Source organism: Streptomyces boluensis (assembly GCF_009908195.1).
Classification (GTDB): domain Bacteria; phylum Actinomycetota; class Actinomycetes; order Streptomycetales; family Streptomycetaceae; genus Streptomyces; species Streptomyces boluensis.
The window spans coordinates 1-26,981 of record NZ_JAAAHS010000060.1 but is presented as its reverse complement, the minus strand read 5'-3'; the positions used below and the strand labels follow the sequence as shown (position 1 = coordinate 26,981).

At 71.1% G+C, this 26,981-nt stretch carries 22 protein-coding genes; 12 read left to right on the top strand and 10 right to left on the bottom strand.

What is annotated here, in order from left to right:
• Positions 1–270: 270 nt before the first annotated feature.
• The gene (locus GUY60_RS11055) at positions 271–2,463 is read right to left on the bottom strand and encodes a right-handed parallel beta-helix repeat-containing protein (RefSeq protein ID WP_161696426.1); all 2,193 of its coding nucleotides are present in this window, start codon (positions 2,461–2,463) and stop codon (positions 271–273) included.
• Positions 2,464–2,997: 534 nt separating this feature from the next.
• Between GUY60_RS11055 and GUY60_RS11050 the strand changes: the two genes are divergently transcribed.
• The 4 genes from GUY60_RS11050 (at position 2,998) to GUY60_RS11035 (ending at position 9,355) form a co-directional block, all read left to right on the top strand.
• On the top strand, positions 2,998–3,225 hold the full coding sequence (locus GUY60_RS11050; protein ID WP_161696424.1) for a type A2 lantipeptide: 228 nt from the start codon (positions 2,998–3,000) through the stop codon (positions 3,223–3,225).
• A 169-nt stretch (positions 3,226–3,394) separates the two neighbouring features.
• Complete coding sequence (locus tag GUY60_RS11045; protein WP_161696422.1) at positions 3,395–4,201, top strand: biotin/lipoyl-containing protein; 807 nt, start codon at positions 3,395–3,397, stop codon at positions 4,199–4,201.
• Positions 4,198–6,483 (top strand): NHLP family bacteriocin export ABC transporter peptidase/permease/ATPase subunit, encoded by a 2,286-nt coding sequence (locus GUY60_RS11040; protein WP_161696420.1) that lies wholly within the window; start codon positions 4,198–4,200, stop codon positions 6,481–6,483. The genes GUY60_RS11045 and GUY60_RS11040 overlap by 4 nt, the downstream gene beginning before the upstream one ends.
• Before the next feature lies 1 nt (position 6,484).
• On the top strand, positions 6,485–9,355 hold the full coding sequence (locus GUY60_RS11035) for an NHLP bacteriocin export ABC transporter permease/ATPase subunit (RefSeq protein ID WP_161696418.1): 2,871 nt from the start codon (positions 6,485–6,487) through the stop codon (positions 9,353–9,355).
• A 24-nt stretch (positions 9,356–9,379) separates the two neighbouring features.
• Here the strand turns inward: GUY60_RS11035 and GUY60_RS11030 are convergent, their stop codons facing one another.
• On the bottom strand, positions 9,380–11,167 hold the full coding sequence (locus GUY60_RS11030; protein WP_161696416.1) for a SpoIIE family protein phosphatase: 1,788 nt from the start codon (positions 11,165–11,167) through the stop codon (positions 9,380–9,382).
• Positions 11,168–11,435: 268 nt separating this feature from the next.
• On the opposite strand from GUY60_RS11030, the gene GUY60_RS11025 reads away from it, so the two are divergent.
• The 7 genes from GUY60_RS11025 to GUY60_RS10995 all read left to right on the top strand — a co-directional run bounded on the left by GUY60_RS11025 (position 11,436) and on the right by GUY60_RS10995 (position 16,649).
• Positions 11,436–12,242 carry a thioesterase II family protein gene (locus GUY60_RS11025; RefSeq protein WP_161696414.1) on the top strand — a complete coding sequence of 269 codons (807 nt, stop codon included), beginning with the start codon at positions 11,436–11,438 and terminating at the stop codon, positions 12,240–12,242.
• Positions 12,239–12,991: a 4'-phosphopantetheinyl transferase family protein gene (locus GUY60_RS38900; protein WP_161696412.1), complete on the top strand. Its 753-nt coding sequence runs from the start codon at positions 12,239–12,241 to the stop codon at positions 12,989–12,991. The genes GUY60_RS11025 and GUY60_RS38900 overlap by 4 nt, the downstream gene beginning before the upstream one ends.
• Positions 12,988–13,308: a hypothetical protein gene (locus tag GUY60_RS11015; protein WP_161696410.1), complete on the top strand. Its 321-nt coding sequence runs from the start codon at positions 12,988–12,990 to the stop codon at positions 13,306–13,308. The genes GUY60_RS38900 and GUY60_RS11015 overlap by 4 nt, the downstream gene beginning before the upstream one ends.
• Positions 13,309–13,564: 256 nt before the next feature.
• Positions 13,565–13,912 (top strand): Fe(II)-2OG oxygenase family protein, encoded by a 348-nt coding sequence (locus GUY60_RS11010; protein ID WP_223178682.1) that lies wholly within the window; start codon positions 13,565–13,567, stop codon positions 13,910–13,912.
• 114 nt (positions 13,913–14,026) lie between these two features.
• Positions 14,027–14,656: an alpha-ketoglutarate-dependent dioxygenase AlkB gene (locus GUY60_RS11005; protein WP_161696406.1), complete on the top strand. Its 630-nt coding sequence runs from the start codon at positions 14,027–14,029 to the stop codon at positions 14,654–14,656.
• A 335-nt stretch (positions 14,657–14,991) separates the two neighbouring features.
• Positions 14,992–15,483, top strand: a complete 492-nt coding sequence (locus GUY60_RS11000) for a transglycosylase SLT domain-containing protein (protein ID WP_161696404.1) — start codon at positions 14,992–14,994, stop codon at positions 15,481–15,483.
• A 29-nt stretch (positions 15,484–15,512) separates the two neighbouring features.
• Positions 15,513–16,649, top strand: a complete 1,137-nt coding sequence (locus GUY60_RS10995) for an LCP family protein (protein WP_161696402.1) — start codon at positions 15,513–15,515, stop codon at positions 16,647–16,649.
• Positions 16,650–16,695: 46 nt separating this feature from the next.
• Here GUY60_RS10995 and purU read toward each other — a convergent pair whose 3' ends face one another.
• Genes purU through glyA form a run of 6 tightly spaced genes read right to left on the bottom strand, consistent with a single transcriptional unit; the run spans position 16,696 to position 23,929 of the window.
• Positions 16,696–17,556 carry a formyltetrahydrofolate deformylase gene (gene purU / locus GUY60_RS10990; RefSeq protein WP_161696400.1) on the bottom strand — a complete coding sequence of 287 codons (861 nt, stop codon included), beginning with the start codon at positions 17,554–17,556 and terminating at the stop codon, positions 16,696–16,698.
• A complete protein-coding gene (locus GUY60_RS10985) occupies positions 17,556–18,176 on the bottom strand; it encodes a sarcosine oxidase subunit gamma (protein WP_161696398.1) in 621 nt (206 codons plus the stop codon). Before GUY60_RS10985 ends, purU begins: the two co-directional genes overlap by 1 nt.
• Positions 18,169–21,060: a sarcosine oxidase subunit alpha family protein gene (locus GUY60_RS10980; protein ID WP_161696396.1), complete on the bottom strand. Its 2,892-nt coding sequence runs from the start codon at positions 21,058–21,060 to the stop codon at positions 18,169–18,171. The genes GUY60_RS10985 and GUY60_RS10980 overlap by 8 nt, the downstream gene beginning before the upstream one ends.
• The gene (locus tag GUY60_RS10975; protein WP_161696394.1) at positions 21,057–21,383 is read right to left on the bottom strand and encodes a sarcosine oxidase subunit delta; all 327 of its coding nucleotides are present in this window, start codon (positions 21,381–21,383) and stop codon (positions 21,057–21,059) included. The genes GUY60_RS10980 and GUY60_RS10975 overlap by 4 nt, the downstream gene beginning before the upstream one ends.
• A gap of 12 nt (positions 21,384–21,395) precedes the next feature.
• Complete coding sequence (locus GUY60_RS10970; protein WP_161696392.1) at positions 21,396–22,616, bottom strand: sarcosine oxidase subunit beta family protein; 1,221 nt, start codon at positions 22,614–22,616, stop codon at positions 21,396–21,398.
• Entirely contained in the window at positions 22,613–23,929 is a 1,317-nt protein-coding gene (gene glyA, locus GUY60_RS10965; RefSeq protein ID WP_161696390.1) for a serine hydroxymethyltransferase, read from the bottom strand. The genes GUY60_RS10970 and glyA overlap by 4 nt, the downstream gene beginning before the upstream one ends.
• Before the next feature lie 207 nt (positions 23,930–24,136).
• Between glyA and GUY60_RS10960 the strand changes: the two genes are divergently transcribed.
• Positions 24,137–24,796: a GntR family transcriptional regulator gene (locus GUY60_RS10960; RefSeq protein ID WP_161696388.1), complete on the top strand. Its 660-nt coding sequence runs from the start codon at positions 24,137–24,139 to the stop codon at positions 24,794–24,796.
• A 19-nt stretch (positions 24,797–24,815) separates the two neighbouring features.
• Here the strand turns inward: GUY60_RS10960 and GUY60_RS10955 are convergent, their stop codons facing one another.
• Together GUY60_RS10955 and GUY60_RS10950 are read right to left on the bottom strand one after the other, a co-directional pair.
• Complete coding sequence (locus tag GUY60_RS10955) at positions 24,816–25,376, bottom strand: GNAT family N-acetyltransferase (protein WP_161696386.1); 561 nt, start codon at positions 25,374–25,376, stop codon at positions 24,816–24,818.
• A 207-nt stretch (positions 25,377–25,583) separates the two neighbouring features.
• The gene (locus tag GUY60_RS10950; protein ID WP_161696384.1) at positions 25,584–26,912 is read right to left on the bottom strand and encodes a DUF3100 domain-containing protein; all 1,329 of its coding nucleotides are present in this window, start codon (positions 26,910–26,912) and stop codon (positions 25,584–25,586) included.
• Between the last annotated feature and the right edge of the window lie 69 nt (positions 26,913–26,981).

The window sequence follows — 26,981 nt, the reverse complement described above, 5'->3', positions numbered from 1 at the left end:
AAGAGACAGCGTCCTTGGTGGTGAGCAGCTTGCCCACCGAACCCGAGGCCTGCTCATGGCTGGTGCCCGGCTTGTGGTGGGTGGTGGCCCGACCACCGCAGCCGCCCAGCGCACCGAGGACGAGGACCGCGGCAGCCAACGCCACGACGGGGCGGGCCACTCGACCGATCCGACGAAGGCGAGGCGCGGGCCCGACCGGGGGCATGGACGGAGGCCCGACCGGGGGCGTGGACGGAGGCATGGGCCTAGGCATGGGCGTAGGCGGGACCGTCATGCCGAGCCCCCCGGGGCCGGGGCGTGCGGAGGCTCCGGCTCCGAGCCAGTGTCCGTGCCCGAGCCCGCTCCCCCGCCCGCGTCCGCGTCCGTGCCCGCGTCTGCCTCCGCCTCCGCGCCCACCTCCGCCTCCTCCTGCCCGGCACCCGCAAGCGCACCCGCACCCGCACCCGCACCCGCATCACCACGGCCCGCCGCAGCGATCACCGCCCACAACACCCAGACCACACCCAGCAGTCCACGGATCCAGGCCGGACCCAGTGGGATCCACGGGAGCATCACGACGGCCTTGTCGAAGGCGTCGAGGAGGGTCAGGGCGCCGAGCGCGACCGTCGTCCAGGCGAACACCGGGCGCGTGCCCCGTAGGGCCAGCCCGAGCCCGGTCCACCAGGCGCCGAGGAAGAGGAGCGCGAGGGCGGGGACGTACGACGAGGAGAGTCCCGTGGTCGAGCCCGCCACATCCAGTGCGAGTCCCACCACGCCGAGCGCCGAGGCCACGGTGGCGAGCCGGTCGTGGCGGAGCCTGCGCCACCAGAGCACACCGCCGACCAGTGCGAGGACCACCGCGGCGGCGAGGGAGATCTGCAGCTCGACGCGTTCGATGCCGCGTGCCGCCCCGTACCAGTCGCAGCCGGCGGGGAGTCGGCGTTCCTGCACGTTGTAGTCGGCGCAGACGAGGAGTTGGGCGAGCTTGACCGGCTCACCGGCGAGGCGGTCCGAGCCGCCCGAGACGTCTCCGCGCTGCGATCCGCAGGAGGGCAGGGTGCGCGGCGAGGAGGCGGCGGTGTCGGGCTGCCAACAGTTGGCCTCGCCCTGCCCGTCCCACCAGACGTCGGCGCCATTGGGCTTGGAGCGGCCCTGCTTGTCCTTGCCGAGCACGTTGGCGGCGTACCGGTTGTGGTGCGAGGTGTCGGTCTGCTTGGCCCAGGCCTCCTCGCCCCGGATGAAGGCGGGGACCGCGTTCAGGTAGAACGCGGCCCGGTCGTGGCCGTACACCCAGTTCTTCTCGTAGAGGTTCCAGTTGCCGCCCGCCGTGATGATGCCGGAGCCGGGTGGCATGGAGATCTGCGGGCAGACCACGCCGTCCTCGTAGCCGCGCTCGACGGGCGGTTTGGCACAGGTGCCGTCGGCGACGTTCGGGTAGTAGTTCTCGTTGTTGTCGTGGATGAGGTTCCGCTCGAACTTGGCGTGGTTCTGCGGCAGTCCGGGGTGTCCGGGGAAGGCGGAGTCCATGGAGGCGCCGCCCATGTTGTGGTCGAACTCGTTGTCGTGGACCCACACGGAGTCGCCCGCTGTGCCCGAGTAGCCGACCATGTTGTGGTGGCTGCGGCAGCCGGTGATCTCGATCGAGTAGCGCGGCACGTCATAGCCGCGGCCGTCGTTGATGTTCGAGGCGCTGCCCGGGTAGATGCCGGAGTCGCCGTTGCCGTACGACTCGCAGTTCTTGTAGAGGCCGTGGTCGCTGGCGAAGGTGAGGAAGCCGTACTCGTCGTTCCAGCGGGTCAGTACGTCGTCGATGACGAAGCCGTCGCCCGCGAGGACGTACAGCGAGTTGAAGGTGGTCCGCTGCGCGGTGAAGTTCTTGAAGTAGATGCCGTCGCTGTCATCCGCCCGGATCGCGTTGAGCTTCTGGTACTTGGCGTCGATGACGACGTCCGAGCGGGCCGCGCCGGTGCCCTCGATCTGCAGGTTCTTCTTGCTGAGGATGGCGACCAGGTTCTGGTTGTGCGGGCACCGCTTCTGCTGGGCGAACGACAGGATCTGGTAACCGAGCGCGGAATCGGGGGCCTTGAGGCGTGTGCACGCGCCCTTCGGCTTCGGCTGGGAGGGCTCCTCCTCGTACAGGCCGGGCAGGATCGCGATGTTCATGCCGGGCTTGTCGACCGCGTCGACGGCCTGCTGCAGATGCCGGTAACCCTCGTCCTGACAACGGTCGAAGAGGTTCAGGTTGCGCTCGCGCAGGCCGTCGGGGAAGGCGGATATCCGGCGCTCGAAGTCGGCCCGGTCGGCCTTGCAGACCAACAGGTCCGGTGCGTCAGTGCGGTACTCGGGCACGCTGCCGGAGCCGTCGGGGAGGGTGACGGGCCGCTCCTCATGGGCGAAGGCGGTCGGAGCCGCCGCGACGAGCGCGGCGAGGAGCGTGGCGGCGAGTGCCACGAGCACGGCGAGGAACCTGCGGGGCCAGGACATGCGACGAGAGAGTAGAGTATTGTTCATCTTTTGGGAGCCCCTACGGCAACGCGACTTCGGAACACGCGGCCAAGCCCCCTCGAAGCGCCACGAACCGCCGCTCACCGCAGGCCTGATGGACCGACAGCGTCCCGGATCAGACCCGGTGCCCCTTCGGCCCCGTTTCCGCACACCTTCAATGAACCTGCACATCGAAAGTGCACCGTCGTCACGCCATTCGCTCCGCGGGCGCGCGTGAATTTCTGTGCATGGGCCACATCGAGCGCTACTCGACGGGACGATGTCCGATTTAATGGAAGGAGTCGTGCCGCGCCCTCAATTTCCTTCTGTGCAGGTTGTGAAGGAGCTGCCGCCAGCTGGTGAACTCGCCTGCACGCAGCAGTAATGCGTGGTCACGACCCTCGTCGAGGGCCGCTCCTTCGATTGGATGCGCGAGCGGCGCGCGTGCTTTGATCCAGCCCGACGCGGAATTCGCCTCGCGGGTTCCGTGGAGCTGGAAACACATTTACAACATTCATGAGAAGGGCTCACATCATGAACACCACCCCCCAGGTCGAGACCGCCGAGATTTCCGACGCCGACCTCGACAACGTCGCCGCCGGCCTCTCCGCCGCCGCCATCGGCACCGTCGTGGGCACCCTCGACTCGGTCGCCCCGGTCTCCTCGACCGTCGGCACCGCCGTGGGCACCCTCGAGGGCACCACCGGCCTGAACACGGCCCCCCTCCACGGCCTGGCCACCAGCACGGTCGCCGGTCTCTGAGTCTCGAACTCATTGAGACACCTTGATCCGTGAGCCCCGGAACAGCCAGTTCCGGGGCTCACGGACGCTCAAGGCGCACCTGCGGGTACCGTGACGCACCAAACCAAGCACCAACCACGCACCAAACACCGTCACCCGCAAAGCTGAGGCACAGTAAGGAAAGCGTCCCGTGCAGTTCCGTCAACAGGCCCTGTCCAAGCTGCAGTCGCCCGAGGAACTCGACCTGCCGGTGCGCTACGCCCGCCCCCAGGGCCTGCTCGTCCTCGCCATCACCCTCGTCGTCATGGCCGCCGCGAGCGTCTGGGCAGTGACCGGGTCGGTCGCCTCGACGCTCCGGGCACCCGCGATCCTCAACCACGGCCAGGGCAGTTACGTCCTGCAGAGCCCCGTCACCGGTCAGGTCACCCGTGTCCTCACCGAGGAGGGCAAGCACGTCGCCGCGGGCGCCCCCGTACTCGCAGTGCGAACGAGCCGAGGGGACAAGGTGGTGCGCGCCATCGCGGCCGGCCGCGTGAGCTCGCTCGTCGCCAGGATCGGCACCGTCGTCACCACCGGCGCCGACGTCGCGACCCTGGAACGGGTCGCGGGCGCCGACGACCCGCTGCTCGCGATGGTCTACGTACCCGCCGAGAGCGCGGCCACCGTGCCCGTCGGCGCCCCGGTGGACCTCACCGTCCAGTCCGTTCCCGCCCAGGAGTACGGGACGTTGCGCGGCCGCGTACAGGCTGTCGGGCGGGTGGCGCAGAGCCGGCAGAAGGTCACCGCGTTCCTCGGTGACAAGGAACTGGCCGGGCAGCTCACGAAGGACGGGCCGCCCGTGGCCGTACTCGTACGCCTGGAGAAGTCACCCGGCGCCAAGTCCGGCTACGCGTGGTCGCGTGCCGGTGGGCCGCCCTTCGCGCTCGACTCCATGACCCCGGCCACCGGCGCCCTGCACCTCGCCGAGCAGCGCCCGATCGATTGGCTGCTTCCGTGACCGCACCGCACCCCTCCCCGGAGCACCAGCACCAACTGCCGCCCCCCGGCGGCCGTCGCAGGCACCGCCCCGAGCCGCCGAAGCGCGGCCGCCGCCGGGCCGCCCCGCCCGCCGCGGCCAAGGGGAAGCGGCAGAAGACGGTGCGTACGCCCACCGTGCTGCAGATGGAGGCCGTGGAGTGCGGCGCCGCCGCCCTCGCCATGGTCCTCGCGCACCACGGGCGGCACGTCCCCCTGGAGGAGCTGCGCATCGCGTGCGGCGTCTCCCGCGACGGCTCGCGGGCCAGCAACGTCCTGAAGGCGGCGCGGAGTTACGGCCTGACGGCCAAGGGCATGCAGATGGAGCCGGCCGCGCTCGCCGAGGTCAAGGCGCCCGCGATCCTGTTCTGGGAGTTCAACCACTACGTCGTGTACGACGGCACCGGGCGCCGCCTCGGCCGCCGGGGCGTGTTCATCAACGACCCGGACAAGGGCCGCCGTTTCATACCCACGGAGGACTTCGACACCAGCTTCACCGGAGTCGTCCTGGTCCTCGAACCGGGCGACGACTTCCGTCCGGGAGGCCGCAAGCCCGGCGTCCTGCGCGCGATGCCCGCGCGGTTGCGCGGCACCACGGGCACGATGCTCGCGGCGCTCCTGGCCAGCCTGCTGCTCGTGGCGGTCGGCGCGGCGCTGCCCGCGCTCAGCCGGACGTACATCGACCTGTTCCTGATAGGCCGTCAAACCTCGCTGCTCGGCGCCCTGTTCGCGTCGATGGGCGCGATGGTGGCGCTCACCGTGGTGCTGACCTGGCTGCAACAGGCCAACCTGCTGCGCGGCCGCATCATCTCCTCCACCCTCGGCAGCGCCCGCTTCCTGCGCCATCTCCTCCGTCTGCCCGTCACGTTCTACGCCCAGCGCAGCCCCGCCGACCTGGTGCAGCGGCTCGCCTCCAACGAGGGGGTCGCCGAGACCCTGGCCCGTGACCTCACCGCCGCCGGGGTGGACGGCATCGTCGTCCTGCTCTACGCGGCGCTGCTCTGGACGTACGATCCGCAGCTCACGCTCGTCGGTGTCGGGATCGCCCTGCTGAACATCGTGGCGATGCGTGTCGTCATCAGGCTGCGCGCCACCGGCACCCAGAAGTTGCGTGCCGACAGCGCCAAGCTCACCAACACCTCGTACACCGGCCTGCAGTTGATCGAGACGATGAAGGCCACCGGAGGTGAGAACGGGTACTTCCGGCGCTGGGCCGGGCAGCACGCCACCACGCTCGACGAACAGCAGCGGCTCGGGGTGCCGAGCGCGTGGCTCGGGATCGTCGCGCCGTTGCTCGCGACCCTGAACAGTGCGCTGATCCTGTGGATCGGTGGTCTGCGCGCGGTCGAGGGGCATCTGTCGATCGGTCTGCTCGTCGCCTTCCAGGCGCTCGTGACCCGGTTCACCGCGCCGATCACCCGGCTCAACGGCGTCGCGGGCCGCATCCAGGACTTCGGCGCCGACGTGGCCCGCCTCAAGGACGTCGAGAACTTCCCCGTGGACACGCTCTATTCGCGCCCCGAACCCGCCGCGAGCACGCGCCGCCTCAAGGGCCACGTGACTCTCGAGGACATCACCTTCGGCTACAGCCCGCTCGACAAGCCGCTCCTGACCGGCTTCTCGCTGACGGTCGGGCCCGGTCAGCAGGTGGCGCTCGTCGGCGGCTCGGGCAGCGGCAAGTCGACGGTGTCGAGGCTGATCTCCGGCCTGTACAGCCCGTGGGAGGGCACCATCCGGATCGACGGGCAGCGCCTGGAGGACATCCCGCGCGGTGCGCTGTCCGCCTCGGTGTCCTTCGTCGACCAGGACGTGTTCCTCTTCGAGGGCACGGTCCGCGACAACGTCGCCCTGTGGGACCCGTCGATCCCCGACGACGCCGTCGTCGCCGCGCTCCAGGACGCCTGCCTGTACGAGATCGTCGCCCGCAGGCCGGGCGGCATCCACGGCCGGGTCGAGCAGGACGGCCGGAACTTCTCCGGCGGGCAGCGCCAGCGCCTGGAGATCGCGCGGGCCCTGGTGCGGCGCCCGAGCATCCTCGTCCTCGACGAGGTGACCAGTGCCCTGGACGCCGAGACCGAGCAGACCGTCATCGACAACCTGCGCCGCCGCGGCTGCGCCTGCGTCGTGATCGCCCACCGCCTGAGCACCGTGCGCGACAGCGACGAGATCGTCGTGCTCGCGCACGGCCAGATCGTGGAACGCGGCCGCCACGAACACCTCGTCACCGCGGGCGGCCCCTACGCCGACCTGGTCAAGGAGCACTGAGGTGACCTCCGTACCGGAACAGCACACCTACCCCGGCGACCCGCACGACACGGTCGCCGCCGCCTTCGGCGCGCTCGGCACACCGGTCGACTGCGCGGGGCTTCGCAGCGTGCACCTGGAGGGCCCGCAGGTGCTGTGGCTCGTGGTGGCGGGGGCGCTCGACCTGTTCGCGGTCGACGCCGCGCAGCAGGGGCACTGGCACTTCCTGGGCCGCCTCGAACCGGGCACGCTCCTCCTCGGCCCGGTCGAGGGCCCGCAGCACACCCTGGTCGGACGCCCGCTCCAGGGCTGCGAGTTGCGCCGCGTCCCGCTGCGTGAGCTGTACGTCCCGGAGTACGGCGACGGCTACGCCCAGCAGTACCCCAGTCAGTACGACACCCAGGACCAGGCCCTGAGCCTCCTGGAGCACGCCTTCGCGCTCGGGATCGGGCGCGGGCACCGGGTGCTGTTCGAGGCGCCGCTCGACGGGCGCAGCACGGGCGACGTGCCGGACGAGACCGTGGCCGACGACGACATCCTGTGGATGCCGGTCGCGCCGGGCAGCGTGCAGTACGGCGCCGCGTACAGCGCGGAGGCGTCGGGTGACCTGCTCGTCGACCCGGCCGTGTGGCAGCGGATGGTCAACCAGCAGTGGCGGCTGCTCTCCGCCCTCGACCGCTGGATCGAGCGCGTGGAACGGGCCCACGAGGACCGTACGGCGGCCGGTATCAAGGCGGGCGAGAACGTCCGTGAGCAGGCCGACCGTACGCTGATCGCCTCCATCGGCCGCTCCGGCAGGCGCGGTTCGTCCCGTCGTACGGAAGCGGGCGCGGGTCACGACGCGACGTACGCGGCCTGCCGGCTTGTCGCCGAGGCGGCGGGCGTGACGCTCGCCGACTCGATGGAGAGCGGCGCGGTCAGCGACCGGATCGACCCGGTGGAGCAGATCGCGGTGGCCGCCCGGATCCGTACCCGTGCCGTCCGGCTCGACGGCCGTTGGTGGCGGGAGAACACGGGCCCCCTGGTGGGCCACCGGGCCGCGAGCGGGACGCCGGTCGCGCTGCTCTGGCGGCGCGGCGGCTACGAGTCGGTGCACCCCACGTCCGGGCGGCGCACCCGGGTCGACAAGTCCAACGCCGACGAGTTCGAACCGCGGGCGGTGATGTTCTACCGGCCGCTGCCGGAGCGGGCGTTGACGCCGTGGCGGCTCGCCCGCTTCAGCCTGCGCGGCAGCGGCGTCGACGTACGCAACCTCGCCCTCGCCTCGCTGGTGACGGTCGTGATCGGGTCGCTCGTGCCGATCGCGACGGGTCATGTGCTCGGCGTGCTCGTGCCGAACGGCGAGAGCGGCCTCATCGTGCAGGTGGCCCTGGCCGTCATGATCACCAGCATTGTGTCGGCGGCGTTCATGCTGCTGCAGAACCTCACCGTCCTGCGGATGGAGGGGCGCATGGAGAGCGCGCTCCAACCGGCCGTCTGGGACCGGCTGTTGAGACTGCCCACGCGCTTCTTCGCCAGCCGCTCCACGGGTGAGCTGGCGAGCGCCGCGATGGGGGTCAGCGCGATCCGCCGGGTCATGTCGGGCATCGGCCCGGTCGCCCTGCAGGCGGGTTCGATCGGCGCGATGAACGTGGTGCTGCTCCTGCTCTACAGCGTCCCGCTGGCCCTGGCCGCGCTGGCGATGCTCGCCGTCATCGCGGGCGTGTTCCTCGTCCTCGGCCTGTGGGAACTGCGCTGGCAGCGGCGCCTGGTGGAGCTCGCCAACAAACTCAACAACCAGGCGTTCCAGACGCTGCGCGGGCTGCCCAAACTCCGCGTGGCCGGGGCGGAGAGCTTCGCGTACGCGGCGTGGGCGGGCGAGTTCGCGCGCAGCCGGGAGCTGCAGCAGCGGGCCGGCCGCATCAAGAACGTCACGACGGTCCTGAACGCGGTCTATCTGCCGCTGTGCACGCTCATCATGTTCATGCTGCTCGCGGGCCCGGCCCGCGGCAGCCTCACGGCGGGCGAGTTCCTCACCTTCAGCACCGCCGTGACGATGCTCCTGACCTCGGTCACGCAGCTCACCGGCGCGCTGCTCTCAGCGGCCTCGGTGCTCCCGATGTTCGAGCAGATCAAGCCGGTGCTCGACGAGGCACCCGAGGTGCGCTCCGGGAGCGCGCAGCCGGGCGAGCTCCAGGGCGGGATCGAGGCGCGCGGCCTGTCCTTCCGGTACGGCGACGACGCCCCGCTGGTCCTCGACGACGTGTCCCTGTCGATCCGGCCGGGCGAGTTCGTGGCCGTCGTCGGCCCGAGCGGCTGCGGCAAGTCGACGCTGCTTCGCCTCCTGATCGGCTTCGACGAACCGGTCGCCGGCAGTGTGCTCTACGACGGCCAGGACCTCTCCGCCCTCGACCAGTCGGCGGTGCGCCGCCAGTGCGGTGTGGTCCTGCAGAACGCCCAGCCGCTCACCGGCTCGATCCTGGACTGCATCTGCGGTGCCGAGTCGTTCACGCAGGAGGAGGCGTGGGAGGCGGCCGCGATGGCGGGCCTCGCCGAGGACATCAAGCGGATGCCGATGGGCCTGCACACGATGATCTCCGGTGGCGGGGCGGTCTCCGGCGGGCAGCGCCAGCGCCTGATGATCGCCCAGGCGCTGATCCGCCGCCCCCGCGTCCTCTTCTTCGACGAGGCGACGAGCGCGCTCGACAACGAGACGCAGCGCACGGTCATGGACAGCACCCGCACCATCGACGCCACCCGCATCGTGATCGCCCACCGCTTGTCCACGGTCATGGGCGCCGACCGTGTGATCGTCATGGCGGAGGGCCGCATCGTCCAACAGGGCCCGCCCGCCGAGCTGTTGGCGGACACGGGCGGCCGCCTGCACGAACTGGTGCGGCGTCAGATGCAGTGACGTTGATGACCCGTACGGGAACGGCTACGGCTCGTCCGGTCCGTCCTCGTCGAGTTCGAACCACACCGTCTTGCCCTCCGGTTCGGGGCGGATGTTCCACTGGTGCGCCAGCAGGTCGAGGAGGACGAGGCCGCGTCCGGACGAGGAGAGTTCGCCGGGGGCGCGGCGGTGCGGGACTTCGTCGCTGCGGTCGGTGACCTCCACCCGCAGCCGCCGCCCGCCCTGCATGCCACCGACGTCGGCGCGCAGCACGGCCGCGTGCTCGGTGTGCACCAGGACGTTCCCGAGGAGTTCCGACACGAGCAGCAGGGCGGTGTCCACCTGCTCGGGGCGCGCCCAGTCGTGCAGCAGTCCCTGGAACTCGATCCGGGCGTCGGCGAGGCCCTGCGCCTGGTCCTGTTCGAGGGTCAGCCGCAGGTGCCGCCCTGACCGGTTGGCGTGCGTCCCTGACCGGTCGCGGCGCAGCAGCAGCACCGCCATGTCGTCCTCCGTGAAGGAGGCGGCGGGACGCTCGCCGTCGGCCGCGGGATGCGGGGCCACGACCGCGCTGAGGAGGCGGTCGGCCATACCGTCGAGGTCCTCGGGGCTGCCGGGGGACAGCGCGTCGCGCACCCGGAGCCAGCCGGAGTACATGTCGTGCCCGCCGGACTCGATGAGGCCGTCGGTGCACAGCATCATGATCTCGCTCTCGCGCAGCGACACCTCGCTGACCGGGTAGTCGTCCTCCCCGAGGTCGAGGCCGAGCGGCAGTCCGCCCCGTACGTGCTTGAGCAGGCAGGTCCCGTCCGGCAGGCGCAGTACGGGGTGCGGGTGCCCGGCGCGGGCGATGCGCACAATGCCGGTTTCGGGGTCGGCCTCCAGGTAGATGCAGGTGGCGAAGCGGCCCGCGTTCAGTGAGGACAGGAACTGCGAGGCGCGCACCAGGACGGCGTCCGGGCCGTGGCCCTCGGCCGCGTACGCGTGGATGGCGGTGCGCAGTTGCGACATAAGACCGGCGGCGTGCACGTCGTGGCCCTGGACGTCGCCGATGACCAGACCGAGGCGCCCGCCGGGCAGCAGGATGCTGTCGAACCAGTCGCCGCCGACCATCAGGCCGCCGCCCGTGGGCACGTACCGGCCGGCGACCGTGAGCCCTTCGACGCCGGGGCCGATCCGGCCCATGCTGCTGCGCAGGTTCTGGGAGAGGACGCGGTCGGCCTGGCCGTCGTAGGTCTGCTCGATGCTCTGGCCGAGCAGCCGGGCCAGGGTCACCAGGAACGTGCCGAGGCCGTCGGTCATCCGCAGCGGGGCGTCGAAGGCGGCCATCCACACGCCGGTGAGCTGGCCGTACGTGGCCAGCGGCAGGAAGGCCCAGGCGGCGTGGCCGTCCCGGTCGAAGAGGCGCCAGCCGGCGGGGAACCGGTCCTGGTACTCGCTCGGGGAGGCGAGGAACACGGGCCTGCCGGTCCTGGCGACCTGCGCGGCCGGATGGACGGTTTCCAGGGGCAGCCGGAACGCGTCGGCCTCGGCGTCGCTGGCGCCGATCCGGCCGACGCAGTGCAGCACGTCGCGGTCCGCGCGGAACACGGCCTGACCGCACAGGGGCAGGTTGCTGTCGGCCAGTTGGGCGATCAGGTGCAGCGCCTCGCCGAGCGAGTCGGACCGTGCCAGGGCGTTGCCGGTCACGAGGAGGTCGGCGCCGCGGTGACGGAGCCGGTCCGATGCCGTGCCGGGTCCGTCGGTGGCCGGGCCCGCCAGCCGGTTCAGCGCCTCGACCTGGCGCAGCTCCGGGTCGTGCTCCGCACTCTCGCCGTGCTCGTGCCCGCCACCCACCTACGGCACTCCCGTCTGCTCGGCGCCCTCTTCCAGCTCCCGACTCCCCCATGGTCCGCCGATCGGCCGCGCCGCGCCTGCGCACGGGCGCCCGCGTCTCCGCCTTCTGGTCCGTACGAGCGATGCGCCGCGGAATTCCTCCCGCCGCACTTACGGACCGCCGCACTTACGGATGTTCCCCTCGCCCGCGCTTCACCGCGCTCGCTACATTGCCCGTCGACCAGCCCCTCAGGGTCGCCATGACGGCAGCGCACCATGAAGGACGGATATGAGCGTTCTGGCAGAACGGGCCGGCGGTACGTGGTTCCGCACCATCAAGCGATCCAGTGATCCGCGTCTGAGGCTGCTGTGTTTCCCGCACGCGGGAGGAGCCGCGAGTTTCTTCCGCGGCTGGGCGGATTCCGTTCCGGCCGGTGTGGAAGTCATCGCCGTGCGTTATCCCGGCCGTGAGGACCGCCTTTTCGATCCCATGGCGGATTCCCTGGAGGACATGGCCAGGTCCGTGGCGGACTCGTGCCGTTCGTTCCTCGACACCCCGCTGGCGATGTTCGGTCACAGCATGGGCGCGTCCGTCGCGTACGAGACGGCGCTGCGTCTCCAGGAGGACTTCGGGACGCGGCTCTCCGCGCTGTTCGTCTCGGCCCGCACGCCTCCCGGGTACGAGCCGCACCGGCCGTTCACGTACACCACCGACGCCGAACTCATCGAGCACGTCCAGTCGTTGGGCGGCACCGACAAGGACGCGCTGCGTGACCCGGACGTGCTCGACCTGGTGCTTCCTTCGCTGCGCGGCGACTACCGCCTGGTCGGCGAGTACCGGGGCGCCGCCGGACAGCGCGAGCTGCGGTCGCCCGTGATCGCGTACTGCGGAACCGAGGACACCCGCGTGCCGAGGGACGCCGTCGCGGACTGGTCGGCGGTGACGAGCCGTGGCTTCTCGCTGCGCGCCTTCCCCGGAGACCACTTCTACCTGCTTGAACACCGGCGTGAACTCCTCATGGACCTCTTCACGCACATCGGTCCCCTCGCGACCCCCGCGAGGCAAGCCAGGAGAGAGGTGGTCGAGGTCGGGTGAGCACTGCCGAGCGGTCGACATGCCACATCTGGTGGGCCGCTGTTCCCGGCGCGGCGCAGCACAGCCGTCATCTGTTGTCCGAGGTCGAACTGAACCGTTTCGGCACCTTGCGGCAGGCCGGTGACCAGGACCGTTTCGTCGCCGGGCGGGCGCTGCTCCGTACCCTGGCGGCCGGGTTGCTCGGTACCGCGCCGGAGCGGGTGGCCGTCGCGGCGTCGTGCCCCGACTGCCCGCGCCCGCACGGGAAGCCGACGCTGGTGGGGACCGGCTGGGAGGTGTCGCTCTCGCACGCCGGAGCGTGGGTCGCCGTGGCGCTCACGTCGGGCGGTCCTGTCGGCGTCGATGTCGAGGAGATCGACGCGAGCCTGGCGTTGAAGGACCTGGCGTCGCATGTCTTCGCCGAGGCGGAACCGGCCGCGGGCGGCGCCGAGCCGAGCCCGCTGTCGTTCTTCCGTACGTGGACCCGTAAGGAAGCCGTCCTCAAGGCGACCGGGAACGGGCTGCGCACGCCGATGTCGGCGCTCGCGGTGAGCGACGCGGCTTCCGCGCCCGCCCTGACCGCCTTCACGGGCCGCCCCGACCTGGTCGAGCGGGTCCGGCTCGCCGATCTGCGGCCCGCTCCCGGGTACGCCGCCGCCGTCGCCGTGATCGCGCCCGGCGCCGTCGAGTTCGTCGACCACGGCGCCCTCGACCTGGGCTCGGGGACGCCGCGCGAGGGCTGGTGGAGGGCCAGTAACCTGGCCGTATGACAGGCCACTTGGACGACCGCGGCGATGACCACGAGGGGCTCACTCCCGGAGAGGAAGTGGCCGACCAGGAGCGTTCCTACTGGGACAACCGGCGGCTCATCCAGGAGCTCGACGACACCGAGGAAGGGCGCAGGGAGCGACGGCGGCTCAAGCTGGAGGAGCGGAAGATGCATCTGCGCTACCGCATGCACCGCTACCAACGGCAGCAGGACCAGGGGCCGTTGCCCGGTGACATGGTGCTGCCGTCGACGCCGGACCGCGAGTACGTCCACGACGACGACCTCATGGACCCCGACGACCGCCGGGACCAGCCCTAGCGGGGCCACCGAGCAGAAACTTTCCGGGAGTTGGTTCCCGTACGTGCGCATGGTGTGCGTACTTACGGAAATCGGCTCCCTTTTCTTTTGCCTCTCGGGAACCGCACCAGGGCCGCTCGAGAACGCATCTAAGTACGCGCCCGGAAAGGCGGCCGGTCCGTGCCCGTCTGCTGAGCCGCGGTTCTACATCCTGCCGGACGACGAGCACCTGCGGCAGCTCGCCGTGCAGTGCCCCGATCACCCCGGGCTGCTGCGGATGCGCACGATGCGGGAGGACCCCGAGCCGGTCGCCGTGCTTTTCGGTGCCGCCGACTCCCCTTATCTGCGGATCGACCCGTACTTCATGCGCTGCGTCGACAACGACTCCGAGGCGGAGCAGGCACTGAAGGAGCTGGTGACGGAGCTGGAGCGGGTGCAGCAGGACGTGGTGGCCGACGCGGGCACCCTGCTCGTCGTCGACAACTACCTTGCGGTGCACGGCCGTCGGGCCTTCACCGCCCGCTACGACGGGACCGACCGCTGGCTGCAGAAGTCGGTCATCACGCGTGACCTGCGCAGGTCACGGGCCGCGCGGGACTCCGCCGCCGGCCGGATCGTGGTCTGACCCGGCGCTCGCCGCCGGCCCCCGACCGCCACGCAGGGGGCCGACGGCGGGCGGCGGCCCGTCGACGAGGACACGATTAGCTCATGCGTTCGAATCGAGAGCTACACTGGCCGCATGGCCACGCACCAGCTCCAGGGTTCCCTCTTCGACCAGGGCGACGACGTACACCTGCGCCCGCTGGACGGGATCCGCAGGACCGTCCTCGGCGACGGCGCGTGGATCGACCTGCTGCCGGGCTGGCTCAGCGGCGCCGACGTGCTGTTCTCCCACCTCGCCACGGACGTCCCGTGGAAGGCGGAGCGACGGCAGATGTACGAGCGGGTCGTGGACGTGCCGCGCCTGCTCGCCTTCTACGGGGCGGGCGACCCGCTCCCCCACCCCGTACTGGACGAGGCGCGCCAGGCGCTCTCCGCGTACTACGCCGACGAGCTCGGTGAGCCGTTCACGACGGCGGGGCTCTGTCTCTACCGCGACGGGCGGGACAGTGTGGCCTGGCACGGCGACCGGATCGGGCGGGGCGCCCGCGAGGACACGATGATCGCCATCCTCTCCGTGGGGGCGCCCCGCGATCTGCTGCTCCGGCCGCGCCACGGAGGCCAGGCCGTCCGCCGTCCGCTCGGGCACGGGGACCTGATCGTGATGGGCGGTTCCTGCCAGCGGACCTGGGAGCACGCCGTACCCAAATCGACGCGGGCGAGCGGCGGGCGGATCAGCGTCCAGTTCCGGCCGCACGGCGTGCAGTGACCGGTCACTGAGCGTTGCCTGCTTGTGAGCCCTCCCATAGGGGCCACGTCACACGCTAAGCGCGGTAGTAGACGCACAAGTCGCCCCCAGCCCACCGAGAGCGCCCCTAAGGCGACCCAATCGGACATTCCTGCGTAGTGGGGTAGTACGTCACATCCTTGCGTCGCCCAAACGCCGCCGCTAACCATTGGTGACATCGCAGGGCCGAACCGGACAGCGCATCGCGTCGCTTCCGGTCACGCCGATCAGGGACGTGGAGCTTCCGCTCCCGTCCCGCCCGGACTCCGGCCGGCCGCCCTGCATCCGCGTCCCCCATGGAAAAGGTTCATTTTCGTATGCCCCGCACCGCCCGTAACGCCCGCATCCGCTCCTTCTCCGTCGCCGGTATCGCCACCGCCGGTGCGACCGCCGCCCTCTTCGCGCTGGTCCCCTCCGGTGCCCAGGCCGCCGAGCCGGCCGCCGCGCCCGCCAAGGCGCCTGCCGCGGTGACCGCCGACAAGCCGTACGCCGACAACCTCGACGGCTGGATCAAGGAGTCGCTGGCGATCATGAAGAAGAAGGGCATCCCCGGTTCGTACGAGGGTCTGCACCGCAACATCATGCGTGAGTCCTCGGGCAACCCGAACGCCCAGAACAACTGGGACATCAACGCCCAGAACGGCGTCCCGTCCAAGGGTCTGCTCCAGGTGATCCAGCCGACCTTCGACGCCTACCACGTCGCGGGTACCCCGAAGAAGCTGACCGACCCGGTCGCCAACATCACCGCGGCCGCCAACTACGCCGCCGACAAGTACGGTTCGATCGACAACGTCGACTCCGCGTACTGATCCACCCTCGAACGGAGGGCGGACAGCCCATGCAGCACGAGAGCGGCAACGAGCACCCGGCGCCCACCGGCGCCGGCCCCGTGCCCGCCGCCTACGGGCGGCCGAAGACGCACCGCTCCCGGCGCGGACCTCGGCACAAGCTGCTGCGCATCGGCGCCGTGAGTGCCCTGGGTGTCGTCCTGGTCGGCGGAGGTGGCCTCGCCTACCTCTGGTCCCACCTCGACGGGAACCTCAAGGGCACCGACATCAACGCCGCGCTGGGCAAGGACCGGCCCGGCGCGCAGCAGGACGGTTCGATGAACATCCTGCTGCTCGGCTCCGACTCGCGGGCCGGAACGCACGGCGAGTACGGCAAGGGCGTCAGCGGCGCCCGGTCCGACACGACGATGGTTCTGCACGTCGACAAGACGCACAAGAAGGCGTCGGTCGTGAGCGTGCCCCGCGACACGATGGTGGACCGGCCGGCCTGTGCGCTCGGCCACGGTGACACCGCGCCCGCGGACGACAAATCGATGTTCAACGCCGCCTATCAGGCCGGTGGCCCCGCATGCACCGTGAAGACCGTCGAGAAGATGTCCGGTCTGCGCATGGACCACTACCTGGAGGTCGACTTCAAGGGCTTCCAGAAGCTCATCGACCAGCTCGGCGGCGTGAACATCACCACCAGCAAGGCCATCAAGGACAGCAACAGCGGGCTCGACCTGAGCGCCGGCAAGCACACGCTCAAGGGCGAGCAGGCACTTGAGCTGGTCCGTACCCGCCACGGTGTGGGCGACGGCAGCGACCTCGGCCGCATCCAGCTCCAGCAGGCGTTCATCAAGGCCCTTATCCAGCGCGCCGAAGCGGTCGACCCGGTCAGCAACCCGGCCAAGTCGTACGACCTCGCGGACACCGCCACCCGGACCGTCAGCGCCGACACCGAGCTCGCATCGGCGGACAAACTGCTCGGCCTGGCCAAGGAGTTGAAGGGCATCACTCCCGGCCATATGAACATGGTCACGATGCCGGTCACCTACGACCCGGACGACCCGGGCCGTGTCCTCCCCCTGGACAAGGCCTCGCACCAGGTGTGGAACGCGCTGCGCGACGACCGCCCGATCCCGCACTCCGCCACCGACCGCTCGGTCGGCGACCAGTTCAAGTCCCCGGTCTCCGCAGGGACTTGAGCGGGTCGCGTGCCGTGACGCCGGTCGCGTACCGAAGTGCGGCGGCTCAGCGCAGGATCACCGTCCGCCGCCCCTGTACGAACACCCGGCCCTCGCAGTGCCAGCGGACAGCTCGGGCCAGGGCCGCCGACTCCGCGTCCCGGCCGATCGCGGCCAGGTCCGCGGGGCTGTGGCTGTGGTCGACGTGGTTGACCTCCTGCGCGATGATCGGCCCTTCGTCGAGGTCGGCGGTGACGTAGTGCGCGGTGGCGCCGACCAGTTTGACGCCGCGTGAGTGGGCCTGGTGGTAGGGCTTGGCGCCCTTGAAGCTCGGCAGGAACGAGTGGTGAATGTTGATCACCTTCCCGGCGAGTTTCCCGCACAGCTCGTCGGAGAGCACCTGCATGTAGCGCGCGAGCACCACCAGGTCCACATCCAACTCGTCGACCAGGTCGAGGAGTTGAGCCTCGGCCGCGGGTTTGGTGGCCGCGGTGACCGGCAGGTGGAAGAACGGGATGTCGTGCCAGGCGACGAGTGCCTCGTGGTCGCGGTGGTTGGAGACCACCGCGACCACATCTATCGGCAGGTCCCCGCTGCGGGTGCGGAACAGCAGGTCGTTCAGGCAGTGGTCGTAGCGGGACACCATGATGAGGACCCGGCGCCGGGTGCTGACCGGTTCGAGGTTCCAGCGCATCGCGAACGGATCGGCGACCTCGGCGAAGTCCGCGCGCAGCGCCTCCGTGCCGCCCGCGCCGTCCGGGGCCGCGAAGTGCACCCGCATGTAGAAGTGGCCGTCCTCGCGGCGCTCCCCGAACTGCTGGTTGTCGATGATGTCGCTGTCGTGCTCGACGAGGAATCGCGAGACGGCGTGGACGATGCCCGGCGCCTCGGGGCAGTCGAGGGTGAGGATGTGCTCGACGGGCGCCATCACGCCACCTCGGGTGCGCGGTACTCGCTCATCGCGTCGATGAGCCAGCGGGCGAGGTAGTCGGCGAACGAGGCCCGCGGGAAGAGACGGTAGGTGGGCTCGTCGTCGACCTGCCAGAGCAGTACGGCGATGGGCCCGACGGTCGTCGACACCGCCCGCCCTGGGCCGAACGCGCGCGGGTGCAGGTCGAGGGGGCAGCCCTTCTCCAGGACCTGCCGGGCGGCGGGTCCGCGCAGTTCGAGGGTGGTGCGGTTGGCGGACACGTCCACGACCGAGCCGGGATCCTCGCCGAGTGCCTCCACCGACTCCGGTACGACAGCGCCGACTTCGGCCCGGGAGAGGACCAGCCACTCGTCCGGTCCGAGCCAGCTGACGGTGTGCGCTCCCCCGGTGGCGGTCTCGCCGCACTCGCGCGGCAGCGGCACGCCCAGGGTCTTCTCGATCCGGCGGGCGGCGTCCGTGTCGGGGTCGACGCGGACGTTCACCATGGTGATGTAGGGCCACTCGGTGAGGGTGACGCCGCGGGCGCCGGTGACGGCGGCGCCGCGCATCTCCTCGTCCAGGTGGGCCAGCGGGCTGCGGCGCAGGCGCACCGGCCCCGACTCGGTTCGCTCAGCCATCGCGCTTGGTCCCTTCGGGGTCGTAGAGGACGGAGTCGGCCACCAGGACGGGCACCAGCTCCTCGCCCACCGGGGCGAACAGGGTCTCGCCGATCCTCGCCCGGCCGCCGGCGACGAGGGCGAGGGCGAAGGGGCGGCCGAGGGCCGGGCTGTGGTAGCTGGACGTGACGTGCCCGAGCATCGGTACCGGGCCGTCCTTCGGGGTCAACGGCACGTCGGGGGCGATGAGTTGGGAACCCTCGGGCAGCCGGGTGGTGCCGTCGGCGGGCAGCAGGCCGACGAGTTGTTTGCGGTCGGCGCGGGTGGTGTCGGGGCGGCTGTAGGAGCGGTTGCCGACGAAGTCCTTGCGCTTCGAGACGACCCAGTCCATGCCCGCGTCCTGCGGGGTGACGGTGCCGTCGGTGTCCTGGCCGACGATGATGAAGCCCTTCTCGGCGCGCAGCACGTGCATGGTCTCGGTGCCGTACGGCGTGATGTCGTACGGCCGTCCCACGGCGTCCACCTCCTCCCAGACGGCGAGTCCGTACCAGGCGGAGACGTTGATCTCGTAGGCGAGTTCGCCGGAGAAGGAGATGCGGCAGATACGGGCCGGGATGCCGGAGGCGAGGGTGGTCTCGCGGAAGGCCATGAACGGGAAGGCCTCGTTCGACAGGTCGATGTCGGGGGCGAGTTGGGCGACGACCGCGCGTGACTGCGGGCCGACGACGGCGATCGTGGACCACTGCTCGGTCACCGAAGTGCAGTGCACGTCGAGTTCGGGCCACTCGGTCTGGAGCCACTCCTCCAGCCAGTCGAGGACCCCGGCGGCGCCACCGGTCGTGGTGGTCATGAAGTAGCGGCCCTCTTCGACGCGGAGCGTCACACCGTCGTCGAAGATCATGCCGTCGGGCTTGCACATGACGCCGTAGCGGGCCATGCCGGGCTTCAGCTTCTTGAAGGCATTGGTGTAGATGCGGTTGAGGAACTCGCCCGCGTCGGCACCCCAGATCTCGATCTTGCCGAGGGTGGAGGCGTCCATGAACGCGACCCCGTCACGGGCCGCGCGGCACTCGCGGGCCACCGCCGCGTCCATGTCCTCGCCCGGCCGGGGGTAGTACCAGGGCCGCTTCCACTGCCCGACGTCCTCGAACCGCGCGCCGTTGGCGACGTGCCAGGGGTGGATGGAGGTGGTGCGTTCCGGGTCGAACAGCGCGCCGCGCTCCCGGCCTGCCAGGGCGGCGAAGGCGATCGGGGTGTACGGGGCGCGGTAGGCGGTGGTGCCGATCTCGCCGGGGGAAGCGCCCGCGCCGAGGGCCTGGGCGATCACGCCGATGGCGTTGACGCCGGAGGTCTTGCCCTGGTCGTTGGCCGTGCCGAGCGAGGTGTAGCGCTTGACGTGCTCGACGCCGCGCATTCCGGCGCCGGTGGACCGCCACACGTCGGCGACGGTGACGTCGCGCTGGTGGTCGACGAAGTGGGTGTCCCAGGTGCCGGGGTCGCCGCCGCCGGGTGCGGGGACCAGCCACAGGGCGCGTACTGGGGCGGCCGCGTCGGCCGGCTGTACGGGGACGGGTGGCGCCTCGGCCGGGAACCCCGCGTCCGTCGCGGCGAGCGCTCCGGCCCGGCGGCCCTCGGCCAGGGCGGTGTCCAGGTCGTACGTGCCACGGGCCGCGCCGACGACCTGCTGGTCCCGTACGGTGCCGTCGGGCACGAAGGCGACAAGGTCGTCGTCCCAGCGGAGCTTGCCCTGCCGCTGGCTGTGCAGGTGCACCACCGGGCTCCAGCCACCGGAGACGGCGAGCAGGTCGCACTCCAACTCCTCGGCGGTACCGGTGAGTTCACCGTCCGCGTCGAGCCCCTGGACGGTGACCCCGGTGAGCCGGTCCGTGCCCGTGGTGTCGGCCACGGTGCTGCCGGTCAGGACCCGTACGCCGGTCGCGGCGGCCACCTCGGCGGCGCGTGCGCTCAGCTCGGTCCTGGCGTCGGCGACGGCGGCGACCTCGACCCCGGCGGCGTGCAGGTCGGCGACGGTGTCGTAGGCGCTGTCGTTGGTGGTGCTCACCACGGACCGCGCACCGGGGGCGACGGCGTACCGGTTGAGGTACGCGCGTACGGCCCCCGCGAGCATGACGCCGGGCCGGTCATTGCCGGCGAAGACCAGCGGACGCTCGTGGGCGCCGGTCGCGAGGACGACCTGGCGGGCCCGGATGTGCCACAGGCGCTGCCGGGACACACCCGCGGGGGCGGCGGCGCCGAGGTGGTCGGTGCGCCGCTGCAGGGCGAGCACATAGTTGTCGTCGTACGAGCCGAACGCGGTGGTGCGCGAGAGGACAACGGTCTCGGGGGCGGCGTCGAGGGCGGCGCGCGCCTCGGCGGTCCAGTCGAGCGCGGGCAGCGCGCCGACCGTCTCGGTGCGCCCGGCGAGCAGTGAACCGCCGGGCTCCGCCTGGTCGTCGACGAGGATGACGCGGGCGCCTGAGGCACTGGCCGTGGCGGCTGCGGCGAGCCCGGCGGGGCCCGCGCCGACGACGAGGACGTCGGTGTGCGCGTACTTCTTGTCGTACGCGGCGGGGTCGGGGGTCGGGTCGAGGCGGCCCATGCCGGAGAGGCTGGTGGCGGAGAGGCCGTCGTACAGCTCCACCGTCGTCGCGGGCAGCATGCCCTCGGAAGCCGCGCCGTCGATCTGCAGCAGGGCGTTTGACTCCTCGACGCCCGCGGCGGCGATGCCGCGCGGGCGGCCGCGGTAGAGCGAGGGGGCGACCTGGACGAGCCCGTGGGCGAGCATCGCCGAGGCGACGGTGTCGCCGGGGTGGCCGGTCAGTTCGTGGCCGTCGACGGTGAACCGCAGCACGGTGTCGCGGTCGACGCGGCCCCCTGCGGGGAGCCGGAATTCCTGGTCGGTCATCGGTTCCCTCCGGCCATGGCGGCGCGGCCGTGCTCCGCACGGGTGTCGGGCAGTTCGGGGGGTGGCGCGTCGGGCCGGTAGGCGGCGAGGACCTCGTAACTCACCGTGTCGCGAAGGACGTTGAACCAGCGGCGGCAGCCGGTGCCGTGCATCCAGCGCTCGGCGAAGAGGCCCTTGGGGTTGTCGCGGTAGAAGACGTACTCGGCCCACTGCCGGTCGTCGAGGTCCGCGGGGGTCTCGGGGTAGGGGACGTGGGCCTGTCCCCCGTAGTGGTACTCGGTCTCGTCGCGGGGGCCGCACCATGGGCAGCTGATCAGCAACATCGGAGCCTCCTCTCAGTGGGCCACGGCTGCGGCGCCGTGTTCGTCGATGAGCGCGCCCGTCGTGAAGCGTTCGAGGGCGAAGGGGGCGTTCAGCGGGTGCGGTTCGCCGGTGGCGATGGTGTGGGCGAAGGTCCAGCCGGCCGCCGGGGTGGCCTTGAAACCGCCGGTGCCCCAGCCGCAGTTGACGTACAGGTTCTCCACCGGGGTGGTGCCGATGACCGGGGACGCGTCCGGGGTCACGTCGACGATGCCGCCCCAGGTGCGCAGCACGTGCGCGCGGGCGAAGACCGGGAACAGCTCGACGGCGGCGGCCATCTGATGCTCGATCACATGGAAGGAGCCGCGCTGCCCGTACCCGTTGTACGCGTCGACGCCCGCGCCCATGACGAGTTCGCCCTTGTGCGCCTGGGACACGTAGACGTGCACATGGTTGGACATCACGACGGTGGGGTGCACCGGTTCGTGCAGTTCGGAGACGAGTGCCTGCAGCGGGTGGGACTGCACGGGCAGCCGGAACCCGGCCTTCTCGGCGAGGACGCTGCTGTGCCCGGCGGCCGCGAGGCCGACCCGGCCCGCGTTGATGCGGCCGAGGTTGGTCTCGACGCCGACGACCCGGTCGCCGTCCTTGACGAAGCCGGTGACCTCGCAGCCCTGGATCAGGTCGACGCCCAGTTCGTCGGCCCTGCGGGCGAGCGCCCAGGCGACGTGGTCGTGCTTGGCGATCCCGGCGCGCGGCTGGAAGGTGCCGCCGAGCACCGGATAGCGGGTGTCCGACGAGACGTTGAGGATGGGGCAGACCTTGGCGACCTCGTCCGGCTCCAGCCACTCGGCGTCGACGCCGTTGAGCCGGTTGGCGTTGACGCGGCGCACACCCTCGCGGACATCTTGCAGGGTGTGCGCGAGGTTGAGGACGCCGCGCTGGCTGAACAGGAAGTCGTAGCCCAGCTCCTCGGGCAGTTCCTCCCACAGTCCGAGTGCGTGCTCGTAGATCGCCGCGCTCTCGTCCCACAGGTAGTTGGAGCGGATGATGGTGGTGTTGCGCGCCATGTTGCCGCCCGCGAGCCAGCCCTTCTCCAGGACGGCGACGTTGGTGATGCCGTGGTTCTTGGCGAGGTAGTAGGCGGTGGCCAGGCCGTGTCCGCCCGCGCCGACGATGATGACGTCGTACGAGGAGCGCGGCTCGGGGTTGCGCCACAGGAAGTCCGGGTGCTCCGGCAGCGGCTGGCTCGTCATGCCGCGCCTCCGTTCAGGTGCGGGTACAGGGGGAAGGCGCCGGCGAGCTTCTCGACGCGTTCGCGCAGCAGGGCCGCGCGCGCGTCGGTGAACCGCTCGTCCTTGAGCGCCTCGGCGATGATGTCGGCGACCTCGCGGAACTCGGTCTCGCCGAAGCCCCGCGTCGCCAGGGCCGGGGTGCCGATGCGCAGTCCGGAGGAGACCATCGGCGGGCGCGGGTCGAAGGGCACCGCGTTGCGGTTGACGGTGATGCCGACGCGGTGCAGGCGGTCCTCGGCCTGCTGCCCGTCGAGCGCGGAGTTCCGCAGGTCGACGAGGACGAGGTGGACCTCGGTGCCGCCGGTGAGCACTGTGATCCCGGCCTCGGCGACATCGTCGGCGAGCAGTCTTCCGGCGAGGATGCGGGCCCCGTTCAGGGTGCGCTGCTGCCGCTCCTTGAACTCCTCCCCCGCCGCCGCCCTGAAGGCCACCGCCTTGGCGGCGATGACGTGTTGCAGGGGGCCGCCCTGCTGGCCGGGGAAGACCGCCGAGTTGATCTTCTTGGCGAGCCCGGCGCGGCTGAGGATCACCCCGCCGCGCGGCCCGCCGAGCGTCTTGTGCGTGGTGGTGGTGACAACGTCCGCGTACGGAACGGGACTTGGATGCAGCCCGGCGGCGACGAGGCCGGCGAAGTGCGCCATGTCGACCATCAGATACGCGCCCACCTCGTCGGCGATGCGCCGGAACGCGGCGAAGTCGAGCCGCCGGGAGTAGGCGGACCAGCCGGCAACGATCAGCTTCGGGCGGTGGGTGCGGGCGAGCTCCGCCACCTCGTCCATGTCGACCCGCAGATCGGACTCGCTCACGTGGTACGGGACCACGTTGTAGAGCTTGCCGGAGAAATTGATGCGCATGCCGTGGGTGAGGTGACCGCCGTGCGCCAGGTCCAGGCCGAGGATGGTGTCGCCCGGCTTGAGCAGCGCGAACATCGCGGCCGCGTTGGCCTGCGCGCCGGAGTGCGGCTGCACGTTGGCGGCCTCGGCGCCGAAGAGTTCCTTGACCCGGTCGATGGCCAACTGCTCGATGACATCGACGTGTTCACAGCCGCCGTAGTAGCGGCGGCCCGGGTAGCCCTCGGCGTACTTGTTGGTGAGGACCGAACCCTGGGCCTCCATGACGGCGGCCGGGGCGAAGTTCTCCGAGGCGATCATCTCGAGGGTGGACTGCTGGCGGTCCAGTTCCCGCGCGACCGCGTCGGCGACCTCCGGGTCGAGACCGGCCAGCGGAAGGGAGAGGAGAGCGCCGCCATCAGGCACCGACGAACTCGCAGTCATGCCGAACACCACCTTGGGAGCAGATTGACACGCGACTGATATATCAATGTGTCGGCTAAGGTATGCGGAGGCTCCGGGCGGGTCAAGAGGTCCGTCGTCACCGACCTCGCGGGCCTTTACGGGCCGTGTGAAAACCCGTCGGCCCGGCTGACATATCAACGGCTGCAGTAAGGTACGAGAGTTCGACGGACGGGGTCAGGGGAGTTCATGCAGCACGTGGCGACCGAGCCCGAGGGCGAGGAACTGTCGCTCGCCGAGCGCGCGTACCGCGCCATCCGCGACCGGCTCGTGATGCTGGAGATCCGCCCCGGAGCACCCATCAACGAGGACCAGTTGATGCAGTCCCTCGGCGTGGGCAGGACCCCGGTGCGCGAGGCGCTCAAGCGCCTCCAGTACGAGCGGCTGATCACCACGTACCCCCGGCGCGGCACCTTCGCCACCGAAGTGAACATCACCGACCTCGCCCATATCTCCGAGGTACGGCAGGAGTTGGAGCCGCTAGCCGCCGCGCAGGCCGCCCGCCGTGCCACGGCCGCCGACCGCGCGGCGCTCACGGCGGCGCTGCGGGAGCTGTCGGCCACCGAGCAGCGGGACGCCGCCGAGCTGATGCGCCTCGACCTCCAGGTGCACCGCGCCATCTACGCGGCGACGCACAACCCGTATCTGGAGGACACCCTCGTCCGCCACGACAACCTCGCGACCCGCATCTGGTGCCTGTTCATCGACCGGCTCTCCGACATGGCCGGCCACGTCGAGGAGCACGGGCCGCTGATCGAGGCGGTCGTCGCGGGCGAGGCCGAGGAGGCGGCCCGGCTCGCGCGCAGCCACGTCGAGGGCTTCGAACGGGCCATCCGCAACGCCATCTGAGCCTGACTCGCGCCTACCGTCACCCCCGCGCCAGGTCGAGCAGCATCACGTCATGCGGGTCACCGGTCCCCCAGGGCCGCGCCTCGCCGACCTTGCGGTATCCCCACGCCCGGTAGGCGGCCGACGCCGCCTCGGCAGCCGGGTGCACGTTCAGCAACACCCGCTCCGCGCCCACTCCGTCGATCAGCGTCTCGTGCAGGCGGCGCGCGACGCCCTGCCCACGCCACGGCCCGCGTACGGCGAGTTCCATCAGGCCGAAGGTGCGGTGTCCGTCCTCGCGCCGCATCGCCTCCGGTACGGGCTCGGTCAGTTCGTCCCACCACTTCGTGTCGGCGGCGAGCGCGAAGCCGTACGCCATACCGACCGGCTCGCCGTCTCCCGTACGGGCCAGGGCCGCGCGGAAGGCGGGCCTTCGGGTCTGGGTGGGGAAGCGGTGGAAGGCCGCGGCGACGTCGTCCTCGGTCTCTTCGTACGGCGGCTCGGTGAACGCCTCGGCGTAGATCAGCCGGAACGCGTCCTGGGCGTGCGCGGCGGCCGGTCCGTCCATGCGCTCCACCGTGATGGTCCCCTGCCGCGTCATGTGCTGCCCCCTGGAATGCGCTGCCCGCGCGGACGGTCTCGCGGGCCGGGGCGCTCTCGTACCCCGCGCTCCACGGCTCGCCGAACTCCCGGACCCTACCTGCCGGTTGGGGCACGTGGATGTGCGCGGCACCCCCCTGAGGTGCCGCGCACGCCGACCACGCACCGCCGATGCGTGGCCGGGGTCGTTCCCTGCCGATGTGGCGGGTCAGTCGAGGAAGGCCTCCGCGATGGCCGCGGCGCCGATGAACGAGGCCGCGAAGGACACCAGGCCGACCGGCACGATGCGCCAGCCGAGCCGCTTGAGGGCCGGGATCTCCTTGCCGAGGCTCAACCCGGCGAAGACCAGGATCGTCGTCGTCATGGCCCCGAAGTCCACCGGCTCGACCGCTCCGAGGACCAGGTCCGCGACCGGTGAGACGGGCGAGGTCAGGAAGATCGCGAGCGCCGACACCGTGGCGATGGGCGGGATCCGCAGCAGCCGCTTGAGGCCCACGCCGACCAGCACGATGACCGCGATCAGCGCGAACCCGGCGAACGCGGTGCCGCTGAGGCCGCGCCCGAAGACCGCCACGGCAACGACCATGCCGAGCAGCGCGATGACGAGGGAGCGCAGGAAGCCCGGGTTGGCCGGCGTCGTGTCCTCGGCCTGCTCAGCCTGCTCGGCGGGTTCCGGGGCCGGGGCGGCGGCCGCGGCGGGGGTGGCGATCTGCTTGCCGCGGGTGAGCAGCCGGTAGAAGCGGTCGGCCATCGGCAGGGCCAGGAACATGCCGACGTACACCCCGAGCAAGCTGGTCACCAGGTTGGACAGCGCGGCCACCGCGAGGATCTGGCTGGACTGGTCCGGGAACTGTTCGGCGACGGCGGCGGACGAGGCGGCCATCACGGAGCCCGAGCCGACACCCGTACCCATGGCGAGGGCGAGCGGCGAGAAGAGGTTCCACCCGGCGAGCAGCCCGGCGAGGAGGGTGACGTAGAGGGCGCCCACCACACTGCCGAAGATGTACATGCCGAGTACGCCGCGGTACTCGTCCGAGTTGGGCCCGTACCGGTCGGAGACCATCGCGAACGAGCTCTCCCGGTCGATGGAGAAGCAGGCCCCCACTGCGGGCCGCCCCATCCGCAGCAGCACCGCGATCGGCAGCGACATCACGACCGTGCCGAAGAGATGGCCGACCTCCTGCAGCAGCAGCGCGCTGCTCACCGACTTCAGCATGGGCAGCTCATGGCCGACCACGAAGCCGAGGCGCACGGAGAGCAGCAGGACACCGGCCTCGACGATGTAGTTCGCCGCGCGCTGCCACCGCAGCGGCACGGGCCGGATGCGCTGCATGCTGACCGCGGCGCCGAGCAGCAGCCCCCAGATGATCGGGAACAGCGTGATGGTGCCGAAGCCCAGATCGAGCTTGTGGCTGCCGAGCGCCTGGGCGATGGCGGTGAGCGCGAAGGCGATCAGCGCGAACACGCCGATTCTGGAGGTGATCTGGCGGCGCCGACCGGTCGTCGACGGTGGGGCCGCCGATGCGGTGTCGGTCATGGTGGCTCCTCGGGGATGTGGCCAAGATAGCGGGGAACGTGCAGGTGGGGGCCGTGGGGACAGCGGCCC

Coding starts and splice junctions, on each gene's coding strand:
- GUY60_RS11055 (WP_161696426.1), bottom strand. CDS start 2,463: ATGTCCTGGCCCCGCAGGTTCCTCGCCGTGCTCGTGGCACTCGCCGCC.
- GUY60_RS11050 (WP_161696424.1), top strand. CDS start 2,998: ATGAACACCACCCCCCAGGTCGAGACCGCCGAGATTTCCGACGCCGAC.
- GUY60_RS11025 (WP_161696414.1), top strand. CDS start 11,436: ATGAGCGTTCTGGCAGAACGGGCCGGCGGTACGTGGTTCCGCACCATC.
- GUY60_RS11015 (WP_161696410.1), top strand. CDS start 12,988: ATGACAGGCCACTTGGACGACCGCGGCGATGACCACGAGGGGCTCACT.
- GUY60_RS11010 (WP_223178682.1), top strand. CDS start 13,565: ATGCGCACGATGCGGGAGGACCCCGAGCCGGTCGCCGTGCTTTTCGGT.
- GUY60_RS11005 (WP_161696406.1), top strand. CDS start 14,027: ATGGCCACGCACCAGCTCCAGGGTTCCCTCTTCGACCAGGGCGACGAC.
- GUY60_RS11000 (WP_161696404.1), top strand. CDS start 14,992: ATGCCCCGCACCGCCCGTAACGCCCGCATCCGCTCCTTCTCCGTCGCC.
- GUY60_RS10995 (WP_161696402.1), top strand. CDS start 15,513: ATGCAGCACGAGAGCGGCAACGAGCACCCGGCGCCCACCGGCGCCGGC.
- purU (WP_161696400.1), bottom strand. CDS start 17,556: ATGGCGCCCGTCGAGCACATCCTCACCCTCGACTGCCCCGAGGCGCCG.
- GUY60_RS10985 (WP_161696398.1), bottom strand. CDS start 18,176: ATGGCTGAGCGAACCGAGTCGGGGCCGGTGCGCCTGCGCCGCAGCCCG.
- GUY60_RS10980 (WP_161696396.1), bottom strand. CDS start 21,060: ATGACCGACCAGGAATTCCGGCTCCCCGCAGGGGGCCGCGTCGACCGC.
- GUY60_RS10975 (WP_161696394.1), bottom strand. CDS start 21,383: ATGTTGCTGATCAGCTGCCCATGGTGCGGCCCCCGCGACGAGACCGAG.
- GUY60_RS10970 (WP_161696392.1), bottom strand. CDS start 22,616: ATGACGAGCCAGCCGCTGCCGGAGCACCCGGACTTCCTGTGGCGCAAC.
- glyA (WP_161696390.1), bottom strand. CDS start 23,929: ATGACTGCGAGTTCGTCGGTGCCTGATGGCGGCGCTCTCCTCTCCCTT.
- GUY60_RS10960 (WP_161696388.1), top strand. CDS start 24,137: ATGCAGCACGTGGCGACCGAGCCCGAGGGCGAGGAACTGTCGCTCGCC.
- GUY60_RS10955 (WP_161696386.1), bottom strand. CDS start 25,376: ATGACGCGGCAGGGGACCATCACGGTGGAGCGCATGGACGGACCGGCC.
- GUY60_RS10950 (WP_161696384.1), bottom strand. CDS start 26,912: ATGACCGACACCGCATCGGCGGCCCCACCGTCGACGACCGGTCGGCGC.